The organism is Pseudarthrobacter sp. 01T43, assembly GCF_056398665.1.
Genome location: NZ_JBFTPV010000008.1, coordinates 96,972 through 115,846 on the forward strand (window position 1 = coordinate 96,972; position 18,875 = coordinate 115,846).

The following is an 18,875-nucleotide window of genomic DNA, read 5'->3' on the forward strand; positions in this document are numbered from 1 at the left end:
GGAACGGCACCCGCACAATTGTTGGGTTTTGATGCCACGCACCTAAGGCGAGTCTACGACGGACGCCGGTGGGATTATTCCGGCGGCCTGGGAGTGGCATCGGGCCTGCCGAAGCTGGGTGGCCGACGTCGTAAGACGTTGGCCACCCAGCGAAGGGGCGGGGCCGCCGGAAAATCCCAGCGACCCCACCTGCGAAAGCAACGAACCTTAGACGCGCGGCTTTTCGCGCATCTCGAAGGTCTCAATGATGTCGCCTTCGGTGATGTCGTTGAACGAACCAAGTCCGATACCACACTCGAAGTCCGTGCGGACCTCAGTGGCGTCGTCCTTGAAGCGCTTGAGCGTCTCAACGGTGAGGTTGTCACCGATGATCTTGCCGTCGCGGCTGACGCGGGCCTTCGTGTTGCGTCGGATGATGCCCGAGCGGACGATGGAGCCTGCAATGTTGCCGAACTTGGAGGAACGGAACACTTCGCGGACTTCGGCGGTGCCCAGCTGGACCTCTTCGTACTCCGGCTTGAGCATGCCCTTGAGGGCCATCTCGATGTCATCAATTGCTCCGTAGATGACGGAGTAGAAGCGCATGTCGACGCCTTCGCGGTCTGCCAGTTCGGCAACACGCTCGGCAGGCTTGACGTTGAAGCCGATGATGACGGCACTGTCGACCGTCGCCAGGTTGACGTCGTTCTGCGTGATGGCACCAACACCGCGGTGGATGACGCGTAGCTGCACGCCTTCGCCGACGTCGATCTTGAGCAGGGCGTCTTCGAGGGCTTCCACGGCACCGGACACGTCACCCTTGAGGATGAGGTTGAGGGTGTCGATCTTGCCATCGGCCACGGCCTGGTCGAAGTCTTCGAGGCTGATGCGCTTGCGGCGCTTGGCCAGTGCGGCGTTGCGGTCGGCTGCTTCACGCTTCTCGGCGATCTGGCGGGCGGTGCGCTCGTCAGCAGTCACAAAGAAGGTGTCGCCGGCGCGCGGCACGTTGGACAGACCCAGTACCTGCACGGGGCGGGACGGGCCGGCCTCGGTCAGTGCACTGCCGTCGTCGTCGAACATGGCGCGGACTCGGCCGTGGGCCGTGCCTGCCACGATCGTGTCACCGACACGCAGGGTACCGGACTGCACGAGGACGGTGGCAACTGCACCGCGGCCCTTGTCCAGGTTGGCTTCAATCGCAATACCGCGGGCGTCCTTGTTCGGGTTGGCGCGCATGTCCAGGGCGGCGTCTGCGGTGAGCAGCACAGCCTCAAGCAGCTCGTCGATGTTGAGGTTCTGGCGGGCAGAGACCTCCACGAACATGGTGTCGCCACCGTATTCCTCGGGAACCAGGCCGTACTCGGTCAGCTGGCCGCGGACCTTGTCCGGGTTGGCGCCTTCCTTGTCGATCTTGTTCACTGCAACCACGATCGGCACATTAGCTGCCTGTGCGTGGTTGAGGGCCTCAACGGTCTGCGGCATCACGCCGTCGTCCGCTGCGACCACCAGGATGGCGATGTCGGTGACCTTCGCACCACGGGCACGCATGGCGGTGAACGCCTCGTGGCCCGGAGTATCGATGAAGGTGATCTTGCGATCTTCGCCTTCGTGGGTGTGGSTGAYCTGGTAGGCACCGATGTGCTGCGTGATGCCGCCGTGYTCGCCSGCMACMACGTYGGWCTTGCGGATRGCRTCGAGCARKCGGGTYTTACCGTGGTCAACGTGRCCCATGACGGTGACAACCGGMGGACGTGCCTCGAGGTCTTCGTCGCCTTCTGCTTCAAGCTCGGCGTCGAAGTCAATGTCGAAACCGGAGAGCAGCTCGCGCTCCTCGTCCTCAGGCGATACAACCTGGAGCTTGTAGCCAAGCTCCTCGCCGAGCAGTGCGAAGGTTTCTTCATCCAGTGACTGCGTGGCCGTGGCCATTTCGCCCAGGTGGAACAGGACGGTGACCAGCGCTGCGGGGTTTGCCTCGATCTTGTCGGCAAAGTCCGTGATGGACGAACCGCGGCGGAGCCGCACTACGGTGTTGCCGTCGCCGCGGGGTACGCTCACGCCACCCAGCGACGGGGCACTCATCTGCTCAAGTTCCTGGCGCTTGGCGCGCTTCGACTTGCGCTGCTTGCCACGGCCTGCGCCGCCCTTACCGAAGGCACCCTGGGTGCCACCGCGTCCGCGGCCACCCTTGCCGAAGCCGCCGCCGGCCGGAGCGCCGCCACCTGCACCGGGAGCGCCGCCTGTACCTGGAGCGCCACCCGGACGTCCGGGTCCACGGGCTCCGCCGCCGGGACGTCCTGCACCAGCGGGTGCGGGACGCTCAGTGCGGTTGGGCATCATGCCCGGAGTCGGACGGTTTCCGGCACCTGCCGGACGGGGTGCACCCGGGCGGGGTCCACCTGCACCAGCGGCCGGACGGGGGCCGCCTGCACCGGCTGCGGGACGGGGACCACCCGGGCGGGGGCCACCTGCACCGGCTGCGGGACGGGGGCCACCGGGACGTTCGCCGTCGGTACGGCCACCCGCGCGGGGCATGCCCTGGGAGGGAGCGAACGGGTTGTTACCCGGACGCGGTGCACGTTCTCCGTCGCCGCCGCGGCCGCGGGGCATGCCCTGGGACGTGGCGAAGGGGTTGTTGCCCGGGCGGGGGCCGCCGGGGCGCGGTGCAGAGCCGCCCTGGGGGCCCGATCCGCCGGAGCGGGTAGGTGCCGACGGGGTTTCAGCCTTGGGTGCGGGCCGGGCGCCGGGCTTGGCGCCGGTGGACGGGGCACTTGTAGCCGGGGCTGCTGCAGCGGGTGCTGCAGGCGCGGCCGGAGCTGCGGCGGCAGGCACGGCCGGCGCTGAAGGAGCGGCGGCAGCGGGAGCCGTTGCAGCAGGTGCTGCCGGGGCTTTGGGAGCTGCGGGACCCGGAGCGGGTGCTGCGGGACGTGATTCGGCCGACGGGGCAGCCGCCTTGGGCGCTGCTGCCGGAGCTGCAGCCTTGGCCGCGGCGTCGGGGTAGGCGTTGCGGAGCTTCCGCACCACCGGGGCCTCAATGGTTGAAGAGGCGGAGCGAACGAATTCGCCCAGTTCCTGCAGTTTTGTCACTGCATCTTTGGAAGTAATACCGAGCTCTTTRGCGAGCTCRTGTACGCGGACCTTGGCCACATTTCTCCTGTCTCGGTCCGCACCGAGCCAGGCACGAACCGTCTACTTCTTACTGCGGGCCCCAGCCGCGGTTGCAGCTGAAGGGCCCATTGCAGAGCGCAACAAATTTGTCATCGTTGCGCACTCATCGCTGGGAACTCATCGGGTTTCCATCAGTTTTCTGACCCGCTTTCAGGTTGGACGGTTTTTGCTGCATCTGCCAGAGGCATGTGCTCAGGCATCTGCAGCGGGCCGGCGGCCTGCTTGCCTGCCAGGATCCAGCGTTCGACGGCGGTGGCCCCGGTTGCGCCGTTGAGGGCCCTTCCGAATGCTCGCCGTTTGACCGCCAGGGCCAGGCACGCTTCGCTGGGGTGCAGCCATGCACCCCTGCCAGCCATCCGGCGTCGTTCGTCTACCAACACTGCGGTGGAACCGCTGCCTTCGGCGACGAGCCGGAGTAACTCAGACCGCGAAGCCTTCTTCCGGCATCCGATGCAGGTACGCTGCGGTTGATCCTCGCTGTGCTGATTCGCGCTGTGAAGCACTTCTGCCACGGTGAGCATCTTCCTGACGTTCATAACTGCCGGCCCCGGGAGTTCCCTCCGCCGGTCAGCGGAACAGAAACACTCAGGGCACACGAATACCGGCCGTTAGGCGCGGTCATTGTCTATTCTAGCCCCTCAGGGCCGTTCTGCCCGAAACCGGCGCATCGGCCGGGACGATCCCGGGCCGGCCGACGCGCTTGAGACGGTTCAGCTTTGCGTTGGCGCGACGGCGTCCGAAACGATATCGATCCGCCAGCCGGTGAGCTTGGCAGCCAGGCGGGCGTTCTGGCCCTCTTTGCCGATGGCCAGGGAGAGCTGGTAGTCCGGAACCACCACGCGCGCGGAGCGGGTGGCTTCGTCGATGATAGTGACCGAATTCACCCGGGACGGGGACAGCGCGCTGGCGATAAACGTTGCGGGGTCCTCGCTGAAGTCGACGATGTCGATCTTTTCGTCGTTCAGTTCCGTCATGACGGCGCGGACACGTGAACCCATTTCGCCGATGCAGGCACCCTTGGCGTTGATGCCGGCGGTGTTGGCCTTGACGGCGATCTTGGTCCGGTGACCGGCCTCGCGGGCCAGGGCAACGATCTCCACCGAGCGGTCCGCGATCTCCGGGACTTCCAGCTCAAAGAGCTTCCGTACCAGGCCCGGGTGTGAACGGGACAGCGTGACAGACGGGCCCTTGGTGCCGCGGTGCACATCAATGACCAAGGCGCGTAGCCGGTTGCCGTGGGTGTACTTCTCCCCCGGCACCTGCTCGGGCGGCGGCAGCAAGGCCTCCACCGCGCCCAGGTTGACCTGGATCATGTGCGGATTGTTGCCCTGCTGGATCAGGCCGGCCACCAGTTCACCCTCGCGGCCCTTGAACTCACCGAGGATGTTGTCGTCCTCGACGTCGCGCAGGCGCTGCAGGATGATCTGGCGGGCGGTGCTCGCCGCGATCCGGCCGAAACCGGCAGGCGTGTCCTCGAACTCGCCGATGGGGGCGCCGTCGTCGTCAATCTCCACAGCCCAGATCGTCACGTGGCCGCTCTTCCGGTCCAGCTCGGCCCGTGCCTTCTCAAAGGCGCCGGGCGACTTGTGGTACGCCACCAGGAGCGCCTGCTCGATGGTGGGGATCAGGAGGTCCAGCGGGATTTCGCGCTCACGCTCCAGAAGCCTCAGTGCGCTCATGTCAATATCCATCAGGCCTCCTCAGAAGGTCCATTGTGCTCAGGTTCCAGACCAGCTTCTTCAAGGTGGCTGAATTCGATCTCGACTTTTCCGTTACGGATCCTGTCGAAAGGAAGATTCTGGGGCTCGCCCTGCTTGGGCTTCATGCCCTTCTTCACGGCGATCTCAGGGATGATGGTGACGCCGGTTTCGTCCACGGACTGCACCCTGCCGGTGACGTTCTCGCCCTGGATGACGTTGACCTTGACCATCCGGCCCTTGGCCCTGTGCCAGTGCCTGGGTTCGGTCAGGGGACGCCCGACGCCCGGGGAGGACACCTCGAGATCGTAGGGCCGTCCGTCGTCCGCAGGATCATTGTCCAGGACGTCCGAGAGGACTCGGGAAATATCGGCAATGACGTCAAGATTCACGCCGCCGGTTTCCTCCTGCGGCAGGTCCACCACTACGTGGACCACACGGTGGGAGCCGGGAACGATGGACACGTCCTCCAGGTAGAGGCGGTTCGCCTGTACCGAGGGCTCCAGCAGGGCCCGGAGCCGTGCGGCTTCCGGATTGTAGGCGGGCGCAGCTTCAGCCGTACCCGATCCGGTAGGGTCTGATGAAGTCGTGGCTTCTGCATTACTCACGATGCCGGCCGCCTTCCAATAGATGATGTTGTGAGTACTAGACTAGCGATTTTCCGGCCGCAGTGGTGCACGAAGATGCCCCCTTGCCGTGACACCATGGTCTGTTGTGAACGACGACACCAAGGAATCCGACCGGCGCAGACGCTATTTCCGGTACGCCGTTTTCGCCCTGGCCGCATTGTTGGTGCTGAGCCTTGGTTTTGTGCTGATCCCCCGCGAGCCGGACGCCCCCGCGCCGCCGCCGTTTTCGGAGCAGGCCAGGGCTGCAGCGTTCTCGGACGCCATGGATCTGAGGGCACTTGCCGTGGCTGCCGCCGGGGCAACCCAACAGGAACCCACGGCCGCCGCATTGCAGCGCACTGTGACTTTGCTGACTGTGCAGGCGCGGGCGTTGATGCTGCCGGCTGACATGCAGCCTGCTGGTCCGTCGACGGCCAGCACTTCGGCCGCAACGTCCTCTGCGCAAGTTACGCCCCCGCCTTCAGCCGCGGAGCTCGCCACCGCCCTTCACGCGAGTGGTGCCCAGCGGCTCGATGACGCTGAAAAGGCCGACGGCGGCATGGCCCGCCTTCTCGCCGGCGCCGGCACCGTCCAGCTCCTGGCGGCCGAGGAGCTGGCCGCGGCGACGGGTACCGCGTTGGACACACTTCCGGGCCGCGCCTTGCCAGGGTCCGCCCCGGCCTCTCACGAACCGCGTTCCCCCGAAGCGTCCTCCCCTGCCGCATCTTCCCCGGCCAGCTCCTCCCTTGAGTCACCAGGTGCCGGCTGCACCGCAGCGGCGACCAGCGGCGGTGCGGACCTGGCTTCTTCCTTCACCTCGGTAGCGCGAGCGGAGCTGGAACTCGTGTACGCCTACCAGGCGGCACTGACCCGGCTTCCCCCCGCGTCCGTGCCTCCGGCGTCGGACTTTCTGACCCAGCACGAAGGCCTCAGCCGCAAGGCGGAAGCGGCGGCCGGTGCCCACTGCGCCGCCCTGCCTCCGATGCCCGCAGGCTATGCCTTGGACGCAGCCTTCCTGGCACGTCCGGTAGCTGCGCTGGGGATGCTGGAGGCCGGGTCGCTCCCGGCGTACGGCGACCTGGTTGCCCTCAGCGATGGAGCCGAGCGGGTCTGGGCGGTCGCCGCCCTTGAATCGGCGGCGCGGAGAACCGTTTACTGGGGTACATCCACGGGCCCCGTTGCCGGTGTGGGCCTGGACGAATCAGCCCTGGCAGAGCTGCCCGCTGTGGCCCAGAGTCGTTCCGCCGGCAGCACGCCATCCCGCGGCATGCCTTAGCGTAGCCTCAGCACACTGGCCAGCCCCCGGCCCCGGATGGTTTGCTGAAGTCATGGACAACGCACCTGCAGCTACTCTTCACGACAACGAGCCGCACCACAACGACATCGCCCACCGCCTCAACTGGCTCCGTGCCGGTGTGCTGGGCGCCAACGACGGAATCGTATCCGTGGCAGCCATCGTGGTTGGCGTCGCGGGAGTAACCAACGAACCTGGCCCGATCCTGGTGGCCGGCGCTGCCGGCGTGGTTGGCGGCGCAATCTCGATGGCCCTGGGCGAATACGTCTCCGTCAGCAGCCAGAAGGACAGCCAGCAGGCCCTGATCGAAAAAGAGCGCCGGGAACTCCTCGAACAGCCGGAGGAGGAACTGGCCGAACTTGCCGCGATCTACCAGGCCAAGGGACTCAGTGCCGAAACCGCCGGCACGGTAGCCCGCGAACTCACAGCCCACGACGCCCTGGGCGCCCACCTGTCCGCGGAACTGAACATTAATGAAACGGACATCGTCAGCCCCTGGCACGCCGCCTTCGCTTCAGCGGTCGCCTTCCTGATCGGCGCGATCCTGCCAATGCTGGCCATCCTCCTTCCGCCTGCGGATGTCAGAATCCCGCTGACCTTCGTTGCCGTCCTCGTGGCGCTTGCGGCCACCGGCGCGTTGGGAGCCTGGATCGGTGGCGGATCGAAGATGCGTGCAGCGGTGCGCGTGGTGGTGGGCGGCGCGCTGGCCCTCGTGGCCACGTTCCTGATCGGCAACCTGCTCGGGGCTAGCGGCGTGGTGTGAGCCTCCGGACAGAAGTAGCTGTCCCGCCGGCCCTCAGCGCGCGCTACGGAAGCAGCAGCGCCGGACGGGCCTGGCTTTCCTCGCTGCCGGATCTCCTGCACGGACGGCTGGAACATTGGGAGCTGGCCGTGGACCTGGAAACTGGTGCGTTACCCTGGCACGGGCACGGCGGCATGGTGATCCCCGTTCGCAGGAAAGACGGGAGCCCGGGTGCCCTCAAGATCGCCTTTCCCCACGACGAAGCCAAGGCTGAACGGCAGGCACTCTCCCTGTGGGCAGGGTCCGGTGCCGTCAGGCTGCTGGAGTCCGACGCCGGAACCTGCGCGATGCTCCTGGAACGGCTGGATCCGGGGTGTTCACTCCAGACCGTCCCCCTCGAGGAAGCGGTGGTTGTCTGGGGCGGGCTCATGCGGCAGTTGAGCCTGGTGCCCGACGATGAGCCCATCTGGCAGGAATTCGACCACATCGCGGGCAGGGCAGAACAGTGGAGCGATGACCTGCCCGCCGACTGGGAACAGCAGGGCCGCCCCTTTCCCCGCTGGCTGCTCGAAGCTGCCCTTGAAGTCTGCCAGACCCGGGGTGCCGTGGGCAGGCGCTCGGGCCGGGACGTCCTGGTGCACACCGACTTCCATTTCCTGAATATCCTGGCGCGGCCCGGGGCCACGGGTGTTGTGGGCGCACGCGTGCAGGGCGGCGGTGTCCAGCGCGGCGGCGGTGTCCAGGGCCCTGGCGGTAGAACCTTCGTCGCCATCGACCCGCAGCCGATGATCGGTGAACCCGAATTCGCGGTGGCCCCGCTCTTGTGGAATCGCCTGGGCGACCTGCCGCGGGGCAAGCCGGCCGCAGGACTGAGGCAGCGCTGTTCGGATCTCAGCGCCGCAGCGGGCCTTGACGAGGAAGCTGCACGACAATGGGCAGTGGTGCGGGAAGTGGAAAACGCGCTCTGGTATTCCTCACGGCCAGGCCTTCAAGGCGATCTGGCGAGATCCCTGTGGGTGGCCAGTACCCTTGCGGGGCAGACTCTTGAGGACCTCCCCGCCGCCCACGACCTGCCCGAACCGGGCAATTCCAAACCAGGCATGGCTGACCGTTGAGGATCCAAGGCCCTGGCCGCCAGGCCTGTCAGCCGGCTGCCCGGACCGCCGCAAGAGCAGAGCTGACCGCCTCGACCGCGGTACCGACGTCGTCCGTGTTTGTACTCCAGTTACTCACCGAGACGCGCAGGACGTCCCTGCCCTGCCAGCGTGAACCGGACATCCACACCTTACCGTCCTCTATCACCCGGGCTGTCACGGCCCGGGTAGTGGCGTCGTCGCCGAAGGCCAGCGAAACCTGGGTGTAGTCGACGTCGTTGAGCACCTCGACGCCGTCCACGTCTGCCAGGCGGCTGGCTATGCTGGCAGCGGCCTCGGCGAGTCCGCGCACCTGGGCGGCCACACCGTCCCGTCCCAGCGATCGGAGGGCAGCCCACACGGGCACGCCGCGGCCCCGGCGGGACAGCTCCGGCACCTTTTGGAATGGGTCGCCCGGGCCTTCTGCATCGTGGATCAGGTAACTCGTGTGCAGGCCCATGGCGTTGCGCAGCGCCGTGCTGTCCTTGACCACAGCGATGCCGCAGTCGTACGGAACGTTGAGGGTTTTGTGAGCATCGGTCCCCCATGAATCGGCCAGCGCCATCCCGTGCGTCAGATGCGCGAGTTCCGGCACCGCCGCGGCCCATAGCCCGAACGCCCCGTCCACGTGGACCCAGGCACCGTGCCGTCGGGCAACCTCGATGGCATCGTCGAAGGGATCGAAGGCGCCGGAGTGAAGATTTCCGGCCTGGAGGCAAACCAGCGCCGGCCCGGATCCTTCGGAGAGCAGCCGCTCCAACGCTGCCGGGAGCAGCCTTCCCTGGGCATCTGCCGGTACTGCAAGAGGCTGACCCAGCCCGAGGTAGCGCAGGCCCAAGTCAATGGTCTCGTGGCGTTCCTGGCCCACGAAGCACCTGATCCGCGGGCCACCTGCCAACCCGTCGCCGTCAAGATCCCAGCCGGCATCGGCCAACAACCGCCACCGGGCGGCGGCCAGGCCGGTGAAGTTGGCCATGGTCGCGCCGGTGGTGAAGCCGACGTCGGCTTCCGCGGGGAGGCCAAGGAGGTCCAGCAGCCAGTGGCCGGCACCCTCTTCGATGGCGGCTATTGCGGGGGTGGCGTAGCGCAGGCCGGAGTTCTGGTCCCAGGCGCTGACCAGCCAGTCGGCGGCCAGCGCTGCAGGCAACGTCCCACCGATCACCCAGCCGAAGAAGCGCCCGGAGGGCATGGCCATCAGCCCGGGCTCGGCCTTGTCCGCGAGATATTCAACCACCTCCGCGGCGGGCATCCCGTGCGCCGGCAGGGGTCCGTTGAAGTCCGCCGCGAGGTCGTGGGCGCTTTGGGCGGGCCCGACATGCCGGTCCGGCATGCTCGCCAGCCACTCGGCGGCACGCCGGGCCGCGACTGACAATGCTTCCGAATAGGGTTCCCCACCTGCGGACATACCTGCATGGTACGCCCGGGCAGCGCTGGGCTGCGAGGTTCACCTGGCCCCGCTCAGGCGAAGTTTTCCTGCCAGACGTCGAAGCCGAGCTTGATGATCAAGGCACCCACCACAACGAGGAACACAGCACGGATGAACCTGCTTCCCTGCTTTACGGCGGTCCTCGCCCCCAGGTAGCCGCCGGCCATGTTGGACAGGCCCAGCACCAGGCCCACACCCCACAGGAGGGAGCCGTGGGGCAGGAAGAAGAGCAGGGCGCCGGCGTTGGTGGCCATGTTCACGATCTTGGCCTTCGCGCTGGCTTCCAGGAAGGCGTAACCCATCGCCGATACCAGGGCGATGATGAGGAAGGACCCGGTGCCCGGGCCGATCAGGCCGTCGTAGAAACCGATGACTGCACCGATGAGGCACGCGACAACATAGTGTGTGCGGCCGTCATGGCGCAGCAGGGTGATGTCGCCGACGCTGGGCTTCAGGGCGGTGAACAGTGCGACCGCGACCAGTGCCGCTACGATGATCGGTTTGAACACACTGGCCGGCAGGTTGGCGGCCAGCACAGCGCCGCCGAAGCTGCCCGCCAGTGCGATCACCGCCATCGGGATGGCGGTCCGAAGATCGGGTTTGACCCGGCCGTAGTACGTCACCGCACTGGTGGTGGTCCCAAAAATCGACCCCATCTTGTTGGTGGCCAGGGCCTGGACCGGAGTGATTCCCGGAACCAGCAGCAAGGCAGGCAGCTGCAGCAGCCCGCCGCCCCCCACCACGGCGTCCACCCAGCCGGCGGCGAATCCAGCCACCACAATCAGGATGATCGTGGTGAGCTGGATTGACTCGAAACCAGATATCACCGCCGGGAATCAGCTGCGGACGGCAGTGACCACGTAGTCAACGGCTTTGTCCACGGGCACGTTCTCCGCTTCGCCGCTCCGGCGGTCCTTGATCTCGACGACGCCGTCCACCAGTCCCCGGCCAACGGCCAGGATGGTGGGGACACCCACCAGTTCGGCATCGCCGAACTTGACACCCGGGGAAACCTTGGGGCGGTCGTCATAGATGACATCCAGGCCGGCGGCTTCCAGGTCCAGCGCCAACTGCTCAGCGGCGGCGAAGATTTCCTCGCCGCGGCCCACGGCCACCACATGGACATCGGCGGGGGCAACGGCGCGCGGCCAGATCAGGCCCTTGTCGTCGTGGTTGGACTCGGCAAGGGCTGCCACGGCGCGCGTCACGCCGACGCCGTAGGAACCCATGGTGACCACCACCTGCTTGCCGTTCTGGTCCAGGACCTTCAGCTCGAGGGCTTCGGCGTACTTGCGGCCAAGCTGGAAGATGTGGCCCATCTCGATGCCGCGGGCGATTTCCAGCGGGCCGGAGCCGTCCGGAGCGGGGTCGCCTTCGTGGACGTCGGTGCATTCAATGACGCCGTCCCAGCCAAAGTCGCGTCCGGCCACGAGGCCGAACACATGCTTTCCGGCTTCGTTGGCACCGGTGATCCAGGCAGTGCCGCTGACAACGCGGGGATCCACGAGATACAGGAGCTTGGTTGAGCTTTCGCTGCCCAGCAGGGGGTCCGCCAGGGTCAGGCCCGGACCCAGGTAACCCTTAACGATGAGGGGCTGCTTCTTGAGGTCGTCGTCGTTGGCTGCTTCCAGTCCGATCTCGCCGGCGATGGGCAGGAAGGAACCGATGTTGGCTTCCACGCGCTTCAGGTCGACGCCGCGGTCGCCCGGCAGGCCGATAACCACCAGCTGGCGTTCGCCGGTGGGCAGGGTGACGGCGAGGACGACGTTCTTGAGCGTGTCAGCGCCAGTCCAGGCGCCGCCGTCGGCCTCTGAACGGGGGGCGAGCACATTGGCGGCTGCCACCAACGTGTCGATGGTGGGGGTGTCCGGCGTGTCCAGGACCTCGGCCGCGGGGGCGTCGCTGAAGTCGATGTCCGCAGGCACCACGGTGGTGACGGCCTCGACGTTGGCTGCGTAGCCGCCAGGAGAGCGCACGAAGGTGTCCTCGCCCACCTCGGTGGGGTGCAGGAATTCCTCGCTCTTGGAACCGCCCATGGCGCCGGCGGTGGCCGCGACGGGGATGACCTCCAGGCCGAGGCGCTCGAAGATGCGGAGGTAGGCGCCGCGGTGCGCCGCGTAGCTGGCGTCCAGGCCGGCGTCGTCAACGTCGAAGGAGTAGGAGTCCTTCATGATGAACTCGCGGCCGCGCAGCAGGCCCGCGCGGGGGCGCGCTTCATCGCGGTACTTGTTCTGGATCTGGTAGAGGCTCAGCGGCAGGTCCTTGTACGAGGAGTACAGGTCCTTCACCAGGAGGGTGAACATTTCCTCGTGGGTGGGGGCCAGCAGGTAGTCGGCACCCTTGCGGTCCTGGAGCCGGAACAGCCCTTCGCCGTATTCGGTCCACCGGTTGGTGACCTCGTAGGGTTCCCGCGGCAGCAGGGCCGGGAAATGCACTTCCTGGGCACCGATGGCCGCCATTTCCTCGCGGATGACCGCTTCAACCTTGCGCAGCACGCTGAGGCCCAGCGGAAGCCAGGTGTAGATGCCCGGTGCCGCGCGCCGGATGTAGCCGGCACGGACCAGGAGCCGGTGGCTGGCCACCTCGGCGTCAACGGGATCTTCACGCAGGGTGCGCAGGAAAAGCTGGGACAGTCTTGTGACCACGGGCGGGTATCCGTTTCTGGGGAATGGCTGCTGGAAAGCAGAGCCGGGCAATTCGTCTGGGTACTAATCTACCGGCAAACCGCTCCACGCTTGGCGGCGGAGGGGCAAAGGCCACAGAGAGGGCGGACGCAATAGAGCCACGCCTGGTAACGCAAAGCCCCTGGCCGTAAACGGCTGGTCATTGCATCCGGGCGTGGCTCTACGGCCGTCGACGCTTAGGTACTGGTGAGGACTGGTGAGACCGCCCACCCACTCCAGCGCAGCTAGATCGAACCTATGGGATAGCGGCCGCGTTGACAAGGGGTTTCTCCATTCGAAGGTGTAGGCCACCCTGCCCTGGTCTGCTGCCGGACCTAGAACAGGACCGTGGCGAACGTGCCGACCTGCCGAAAGCCCACCCGCTCGTAGGTGGACCGGGCCCGGAGGTTAAAACCGTTGACATAAAGACTGGTCACCGGAGCCAGGGTCCGGGCCTTCTCCACCACTGCTGCCATGTACCCGGCACTCAGACCTTGTCCGCGGTAGGCAGGGTTCATCCAGACACCCTGGATCTGTGTGACGTCGGCAGTGACTGCTCCGAGTTCGGCCTTGAAGACCACTTCGCCGGAGTCGTTGACGTGCGCAAGGGAGTGGCCCTGCCTGATCAGGCCTTCAACCCGGCGGCTGTAGAACTCCTTGCCGCCAAGGAAAGGTGAGTAGCCCACCTCTTCTTCAAACATGGCCGCACAGGCCGGAAGGATGCGCTCGAAATCGGCCAGGCGGCCCAGCTCCAGTTCGGCGTTCGGCACCACTGCCGGCGGCCCGCACAGGGTCATCAGTGGCTGCTCGTCCCGCACCTCGTGGGCTGCATGCCCCAGTTCCGCCAGCTCAGTGTGGAGGGCCAGGACTGAATCTGCCGGACCAAAGGCCGAAGCAAAGCGCCGGCCGGACGCGCTGGCCGCTTCGGCCACCAGACCGGCAAACCCGGGGTCCAGCTCCACCGGGACCAGGTTCGCTCCCGCCCAGCACGCACCCAACAGGACGCCCTCGTCGAACACTCCCAGCACTGCGGCGCCGCCGGTGGTGGGTGCCGCCGACCCCGCTGCCCTCAGGTGCGCCAGCATAAAGACATTCGCCACCGGATCCCGCAGGGCAAGTTGCCGCAGGGCAGGGGTATCCGCGCCGGAAAGGGCACGGACGCTGACCCCCTCCGGCGCGGCGCCCTCCTTATGAGACGCTAACCACGGGGCCACCCTTGACAGCATCTTCGCCATCGGCTTCCCCCATCTCCTCTGCAATGCGCATGGCTTCTTCGATCAGTGTCTCAACAATCTCACTCTCAGGCACAGTTTTAATAACTTCACCACGCACAAAAATCTGGCCCTTACCGTTGCCGGAAGCCACGCCCAGGTCGGCCTCGCGGGCTTCCCCTGGCCCGTTGACCACACACCCCATCACGGCGACGCGCAACGGAACCTCCATGCCCTCCAGGCCGGCGGTGACCTGTTCGGCAAGGGTGTAGACGTCTACCTGGGCACGGCCGCAGGACGGGCACGAGACGATCTCAAGCTTGCGCGGGCGCAGGTTAAGGGACTGGAGGATCTGGTTGCCCACCTTGATTTCCTCCACCGGCGGGGCGGAAAGGGAAACGCGGATGGTATCGCCGATTCCCTTGGCCAGGAGGGCGCCGAAGGCAGTGGCGGATTTGATGGTTCCCTGGAAGGCCGGGCCGGCTTCGGTGACCCCAAGGTGCAGCGGCCAGTCGCCCTTTTCGGCCAGCATCTCGTAGGCAGCCACCATGATCACGGGGTCGTTGTGCTTGACGGAGATCTTGAAGTCGTGGAAACCGTGCTCCTCGAACAGCGACGCCTCCCAGACTGCCGACTCAACGAGCGCTTCGGGCGTAGCCTTGCCATATTTCTTGAGGATGCCGGGCTCGAGGGAGCCGGCGTTGACACCGATGCGGATGGACGTGCCGTGGTCCTTGGCGGCGCGGGCGATTTCCTTCACCTGGTCATCGAACTTGCGGATGTTGCCAGGGTTCACGCGCACGGCCGCGCACCCGGCCTCAATCGCTGCGAAGACGTACTTGGGCTGGAAATGGATGTCCGCGATGACAGGGATCTGCGACTTGCGCGCGATGATGGGCAACGCCTCCGCGTCATCCGCTGAGGGGCAGGCGACGCGCACAATGTCGCAGCCCGAGGCGGTCAGTTCCGCGATCTGTTGCAGGGTGGCGTTGATGTCCGTGGTGGGTGTGGTGGTCATGGACTGCACGCTGATGGGCGAGTCCGAGCCGACTCCGACCGAACCCACTTTGATCTGGCGCGTCTTACGGCGGGGGGCGAGAACGGGCGGCGGTGCTGACGGCATTCCCAGGCTGACCGAGGTCACATGGACTCCTTGGATAGGTGTTTCGGAGGGGAAAGTGGTCCGGGAATCAGGACGCGTGCGGGGCGAGGACGCCGATCACGGGCGTCCACTCGGTAGTGCGGATACCGGCAATCGTCCCGGCGGTGGCGAAAGGATCCCGCTTCAGCAGGTCGTTCAGCTGGTCTTCGTCCTGGACCTTGAAGATCAACAGGGCGCCTGCCCCGTCACCATAGGGTCCGCTGGTCAGCAACTGGCCGTCGTCCGCCAAGCCTGCCAGCCAGGCGCGGTGCGCGGGACGGTGCTCATCACGGGCGGCGGTGGAATCGGCGGCGTACACATATTCAACGGCAAAAACAGTCATGAGGACAGCCTATCCCCCGGGGCGGACTGGCACCGATCCGGGAGCTCAGTTCAGGAAGTACACCTTGACGATGGCTGCCGTGCCTGCCGCCCACAGCATCGACGTGAGCGTTCCGATGATGAACCGTTCTGCAGCCACAGGAGTTTCCTTCAGCTCGGCAAACCTGCCCAAGCCTTTGATCGCCACGATGTACGCGATGGCCACCGGCTGTCCTGTGAGGATTGCCACACTAACGCCAAGGCGTTCGAGGACTCCGATGATCGCCCCGCCGCGCAGGATCCGCTCGCCGGGAGCGGCCTGCCCCGGGACTTTCGGTGCCGGGCTGGAGACGTCCGACGGCGGCCGGCCGCCTCCCGCCGTTAGCTCGCCGTCCACGCTTTGCCCGTGTTCGTGATGGTCCGGCCCTGCCGACGGGGCGCCCGGCGGGACAGCCGGCAGGGTGTCCACCGTGACGTCCGCCGACGGGTCCTGCCCGGAAGCATCCTCGGCTGCCCAGCCCCTCCCGGCTGCGTCCGCCTTGTCATCGATGGTCCTGGCCAGCCGGAACACCAGCGAGGTCACCGGCCAGCCAGCAAAGCCGGCGACCAGGAGTGCCACTGCGATCCAGAGTGCGTTCACCGTTCTCCTTTGGTGGGGCGGGAGGGCGTCAGGACTTGGGTGTGGGCGTATTCGAGGAGCATGACGGCCGCCGGCCTGGCGGCCCATTCTTCCTGCCAGCCGGACCTGAGTACGGCACGGCTCACCGATTGCTCGGATATTCTCAGTTCCCGGGCCACTTGCTTCTGGCTGCCACGGCGGACGTCGCCGTCCTCGAGGGCGCGCAGCCGGTCTACCACTCGCCACTGCGCAGCTGTGCGCTGCTGCACCACGCGTCCGATCAGGCGGAGCACCGCCTGCGCGTTTGCACTGCTCATGGCTCCTTCCCTGGCACCGGGTGGGAGGCCCCGGCCACGTCCAATACTGCCGGACACCACCGACAGTGGCACCTGGGCTGCCGCGCCCTTGGCGAGTTCCACCGCCTTTCGCGCTGCCACAAAACCGCTCCCGCTCCCCTCCCTCGGACTTCCGCCGGGAGCCAGCTGCACGGCACCGATCCCGATTCCGACATACCAATGGCCGTCTCGGAGGGCATGGAGGGCGACGTCCACGACGTCTGCAGCCTGCTCGACGACGCCTTGGAGTTCGTCGCCCACGGAGCGCTCAAACGGGTCCGGCGTGAGGCTGCGCAGTGCGTCGATCAGGCCCGGCACCCGGTCCACGTCAGTGGTGCTGCCGCGCTGGTCGATGGTCAGTACGTACATGCCTTAACCGTACGGAGGTGATGGCTAATAATCAATCGAAATTAGCTGATTATTGAATATCAGCCGAAATAGGCTGATCTACCGAAATCACATGATGTGTCTCTTGCCCGGATCCGAGGCCTTCACGGCCGGCCGGGACCGGCCCCACGCCATCCATGCCGCAGCACCAGCCATGAGTAGTGCACCGGCAGTCTGGGTTGGCAGGCTGCTTCCCGTCGTGGCCTGACCCAGGACCACGCCCAGAACGAAGAACAGCACGGCACCGGCCGCCCAGAGTGCGCCGGCCCAACGCGGCAGGACAGAGGAACGCCATATCGCGAGCCCCAACAGGACGTTACCGGCGAACGCAAGCAGGAGGCCAAGTAGGAATGCCCCGGTCATGGATCCCGGGAATTCCAACTGCATCACGTCCTGGTTTCCGGCCAGGTAAGCCTTTCCAATGGCCGGGGTGGCAAAGGTGGAAATCACGGCCGGCACCAGCAGCAACGCCGTCCCGGCCACGGCTGTGACCATCGCTGTCAGGGCAAGCCGTACCGTCCGGCTGCCGGCCAGGCAGCAGCCCAGGGCGAATAGCCCGAAGATGGCAAGGATGGTGCCTCCAGTGCTGCCAAACAAGTGACGGAACTGGTAGGAGTCTGAACTGACAAAGCGGGCCCAGGCCTCCGGGTCCTTCGTCTGGTCCGGCTGCGGCTCCAGCGTGGAAAAGGCGGTGACGAGCCATGCGACCGCCAGCACCCACAGCCCCGCCCGGATCCAGCGCCTGATCTTCTGCGGGTCCATTGATGTTCACCTTTCTCCACGAGGGCACAAGGCAGCGGCGACGTCTCAGCCGAAGAGGTTTACCGGCTTCACGATGTCGGCGTAGATCAGCAGGACACTCATCCCCATCAGCAGGGCAGCCACGACATAGGTAACGGGGAGCATTTTGGCGATGTCGAAAGCTCCCGGATCAGGCTTACCGAACAGCTTGGCAACCCGTCGCCGTGCACCCTCGTACAGCGCTCCAGCCACGTGCCCGCCGTCGAGTGGAAGGAGTGGGATCAGGTTGAAGACCGCGAGCGCAAAGTTGAGACCGGCCAGGAGCCCCACCAGGGTGGCCAGCCGCGCCTGGAGGGGCACCGCTTCCATAGCCGCCACTTCGCCGGCCACGCGTCCAACGCCCACCACACTGATGGGCCCGTTCGGATCGCGCGGTTCTTCGCTGAAGGCGGCCTTGGCGACCCCCACCACCCTCGCGGGCAGGTTGAGGACGACGCCAGCCACCTGCTTGATGTTCTCCCCCGCCATGGGCAGGACGGACGACGCCGGCTGGGGAACCAGTGCGGTCTGCGCACCGATGCCGAGGAACCCGACGTCCTGGTACAGCAGGTTCCCCGCGTCGTCCTTGGCCTGCCGTCCATCGACGCCCACGACCGGGCGGGAGGACAATACCGGGGTGACAGTGGTGGTGACCGGGCCGCCGTCGCGCTCCACAGTGATGCTGACTTCCCGGCCAGCGGACGCGCGGATCCATTCCGTCAGCTGGTTCCAGTCTGTGACGGCTTTCCCGTCGAAGGAGGTGACCACATCATTCGGCAGGAGTCCGGCGGATGCGGCGGGGGTCAGCTGGCAGTCGGCGGAATCGGGGTCCACCGTCTGGCCGGCGGCCACCTGGCATTTGGACACGTCAGAGATGGTGGTGGTGGCCGTGGCTACGCCGAAGCCCATAAGCAGCACGGCGGTCAGCACCACGCCGATCAGCAGGTTCATGGCCGGACCGCCGAGCATCACGATGACTTTCTTCCAGACCGGCAGGCGGTAGAAGACGCGGTTCCTGTCCTCCGGGCCGACTTCTTCGTGGGCCATGGAGCGGGCTTCGGTGGCCAGGGTCTGGAACATCCCGGTGCTGGAAGGGCGGACGGTCCCGTCCTCCTTGTTGGGCGGGTACATGCCGATCATGGACACGTAGCCGCCCAGCGGGATGGCCTTCACACCGTATTCGGTCTCGCCTTTCCGCTTGGACCACAGGGTGGGGCCGAAGCCGATCATGTACTTGGTAACGCGTACTTTGAACAGCTTGGCGGGTACCAGGTGCCCCACTTCGTGCAGCGCGATGGACACAGCTATGCCGATCGCCACAAAGACGACGCCGAGGATAAAAAGGAGGATGGGGCTCATGCGTGGATCTGCTGC

The 18,875-nt window shown here is 66.4% G+C and carries 17 protein-coding genes; 3 read left to right on the plus strand and 14 right to left on the minus strand.

Annotation, left to right across the window (positions count from 1 at the left end; translation table 11 throughout):
* Nucleotides 1-207 precede the first annotated feature (207 nt).
* The 4 genes from infB to AC1DIM_RS10040 all read right to left on the minus strand — a co-directional run bounded on the left by infB (nucleotide 208) and on the right by AC1DIM_RS10040 (nucleotide 5,449).
* A complete protein-coding gene (infB, locus tag AC1DIM_RS10025; protein WP_477710331.1) occupies nucleotides 208-3,123 on the minus strand; it encodes a translation initiation factor IF-2 in 2,916 nt (971 codons plus the stop codon).
* Nucleotides 3,124-3,275: 152 nt separating this feature from the next.
* The gene (locus AC1DIM_RS10030; RefSeq protein WP_477710332.1) at nucleotides 3,276-3,680 is read right to left on the minus strand and encodes a YlxR family protein; all 405 of its coding nucleotides are present in this window, start codon (nucleotides 3,678-3,680) and stop codon (nucleotides 3,276-3,278) included.
* 174 nt (nucleotides 3,681-3,854) lie between these two features.
* Nucleotides 3,855-4,835 (minus strand): transcription termination factor NusA, encoded by a 981-nt coding sequence (gene nusA, locus AC1DIM_RS10035; protein WP_477710333.1) that lies wholly within the window; start codon nucleotides 4,833-4,835, stop codon nucleotides 3,855-3,857.
* On the minus strand, nucleotides 4,835-5,449 hold the full coding sequence (locus AC1DIM_RS10040) for a ribosome maturation factor RimP (RefSeq protein WP_477710334.1): 615 nt from the start codon (nucleotides 5,447-5,449) through the stop codon (nucleotides 4,835-4,837). The genes nusA and AC1DIM_RS10040 overlap by 1 nt, the downstream gene beginning before the upstream one ends.
* A gap of 106 nt (nucleotides 5,450-5,555) precedes the next feature.
* Here AC1DIM_RS10040 and AC1DIM_RS10045 point away from each other — a divergent pair, with 106 nt between their 5' ends.
* From AC1DIM_RS10045 to AC1DIM_RS10055, 3 genes are read left to right on the plus strand one after another with little or no spacing between them, the layout of a single operon-like run.
* The gene (locus AC1DIM_RS10045) at nucleotides 5,556-6,725 is read left to right on the plus strand and encodes a DUF4439 domain-containing protein (protein ID WP_477710335.1); all 1,170 of its coding nucleotides are present in this window, start codon (nucleotides 5,556-5,558) and stop codon (nucleotides 6,723-6,725) included.
* Between the two features lie 52 nt (nucleotides 6,726-6,777).
* A complete protein-coding gene (locus AC1DIM_RS10050) occupies nucleotides 6,778-7,506 on the plus strand; it encodes a VIT1/CCC1 transporter family protein (RefSeq protein WP_477710336.1) in 729 nt (242 codons plus the stop codon).
* The gene (locus tag AC1DIM_RS10055; RefSeq protein WP_477710337.1) at nucleotides 7,503-8,600 is read left to right on the plus strand and encodes an aminoglycoside phosphotransferase family protein; all 1,098 of its coding nucleotides are present in this window, start codon (nucleotides 7,503-7,505) and stop codon (nucleotides 8,598-8,600) included. Before AC1DIM_RS10050 ends, AC1DIM_RS10055 begins: the two co-directional genes overlap by 4 nt.
* A gap of 28 nt (nucleotides 8,601-8,628) precedes the next feature.
* On the opposite strand, the gene AC1DIM_RS10060 is transcribed toward AC1DIM_RS10055, so the two are convergent.
* The 10 genes from AC1DIM_RS10060 to AC1DIM_RS10105 form a co-directional block, all read right to left on the minus strand.
* A complete protein-coding gene (locus AC1DIM_RS10060) occupies nucleotides 8,629-10,023 on the minus strand; it encodes a pyridoxal phosphate-dependent decarboxylase family protein (RefSeq protein ID WP_477710338.1) in 1,395 nt (464 codons plus the stop codon).
* A 53-nt stretch (nucleotides 10,024-10,076) separates the two neighbouring features.
* Nucleotides 10,077-10,871: a sulfite exporter TauE/SafE family protein gene (locus tag AC1DIM_RS10065; protein ID WP_477710339.1), complete on the minus strand. Its 795-nt coding sequence runs from the start codon at nucleotides 10,869-10,871 to the stop codon at nucleotides 10,077-10,079.
* 9 nt (nucleotides 10,872-10,880) lie between these two features.
* Complete coding sequence (locus AC1DIM_RS10070; protein ID WP_477710340.1) at nucleotides 10,881-12,689, minus strand: proline--tRNA ligase; 1,809 nt, start codon at nucleotides 12,687-12,689, stop codon at nucleotides 10,881-10,883.
* Between the two features lie 353 nt (nucleotides 12,690-13,042).
* On the minus strand, nucleotides 13,043-13,933 hold the full coding sequence (locus AC1DIM_RS10075) for a GNAT family N-acetyltransferase (protein WP_477710424.1): 891 nt from the start codon (nucleotides 13,931-13,933) through the stop codon (nucleotides 13,043-13,045).
* A complete protein-coding gene (gene ispG, locus AC1DIM_RS10080; protein ID WP_477710341.1) occupies nucleotides 13,896-15,062 on the minus strand; it encodes a flavodoxin-dependent (E)-4-hydroxy-3-methylbut-2-enyl-diphosphate synthase in 1,167 nt (388 codons plus the stop codon). Before ispG ends, AC1DIM_RS10075 begins: the two co-directional genes overlap by 38 nt.
* A gap of 46 nt (nucleotides 15,063-15,108) precedes the next feature.
* The gene (locus AC1DIM_RS10085) at nucleotides 15,109-15,402 is read right to left on the minus strand and encodes a YciI family protein (RefSeq protein WP_477710342.1); all 294 of its coding nucleotides are present in this window, start codon (nucleotides 15,400-15,402) and stop codon (nucleotides 15,109-15,111) included.
* Between the two features lie 45 nt (nucleotides 15,403-15,447).
* Complete coding sequence (locus AC1DIM_RS10090; RefSeq protein ID WP_477710343.1) at nucleotides 15,448-16,020, minus strand: hypothetical protein; 573 nt, start codon at nucleotides 16,018-16,020, stop codon at nucleotides 15,448-15,450.
* The gene (locus AC1DIM_RS10095; protein WP_477710344.1) at nucleotides 16,017-16,703 is read right to left on the minus strand and encodes a MarR family transcriptional regulator; all 687 of its coding nucleotides are present in this window, start codon (nucleotides 16,701-16,703) and stop codon (nucleotides 16,017-16,019) included. Before AC1DIM_RS10095 ends, AC1DIM_RS10090 begins: the two co-directional genes overlap by 4 nt.
* A gap of 87 nt (nucleotides 16,704-16,790) precedes the next feature.
* Nucleotides 16,791-17,483: a hypothetical protein gene (locus AC1DIM_RS10100; RefSeq protein ID WP_477710345.1), complete on the minus strand. Its 693-nt coding sequence runs from the start codon at nucleotides 17,481-17,483 to the stop codon at nucleotides 16,791-16,793.
* Between the two features lie 45 nt (nucleotides 17,484-17,528).
* Entirely contained in the window at nucleotides 17,529-18,860 is a 1,332-nt protein-coding gene (locus tag AC1DIM_RS10105) for a M50 family metallopeptidase (protein ID WP_477710346.1), read from the minus strand.
* Nucleotides 18,861-18,875: the final 15 nt, after the last annotated feature.

Bases quoted from the DNA above. Each gene is read 5' to 3' on its own strand.
- AC1DIM_RS10030 (WP_477710332.1), bottom strand. From the start codon at position 3,680: ATGAACGTCAGGAAGATGCTCACCGTGGCAGAAGTGCTTCACAGCGCG.
- AC1DIM_RS10105 (WP_477710346.1), bottom strand. From the start codon at position 18,860: ATGAGCCCCATCCTCCTTTTTATCCTCGGCGTCGTCTTTGTGGCGATC.
- AC1DIM_RS10060 (WP_477710338.1), bottom strand. From the start codon at position 10,023: ATGTCCGCAGGTGGGGAACCCTATTCGGAAGCATTGTCAGTCGCGGCC.
- AC1DIM_RS10050 (WP_477710336.1), top strand. From the start codon at position 6,778: ATGGACAACGCACCTGCAGCTACTCTTCACGACAACGAGCCGCACCAC.
- AC1DIM_RS10085 (WP_477710342.1), bottom strand. From the start codon at position 15,402: ATGACTGTTTTTGCCGTTGAATATGTGTACGCCGCCGATTCCACCGCC.
- AC1DIM_RS10100 (WP_477710345.1), bottom strand. From the start codon at position 17,483: ATGGACCCGCAGAAGATCAGGCGCTGGATCCGGGCGGGGCTGTGGGTG.
- AC1DIM_RS10075 (WP_477710424.1), bottom strand. From the start codon at position 13,933: ATGCTGTCAAGGGTGGCCCCGTGGTTAGCGTCTCATAAGGAGGGCGCC.
- AC1DIM_RS10095 (WP_477710344.1), bottom strand. From the start codon at position 16,703: ATGTACGTACTGACCATCGACCAGCGCGGCAGCACCACTGACGTGGAC.
- nusA (WP_477710333.1), bottom strand. From the start codon at position 4,835: ATGGATATTGACATGAGCGCACTGAGGCTTCTGGAGCGTGAGCGCGAA.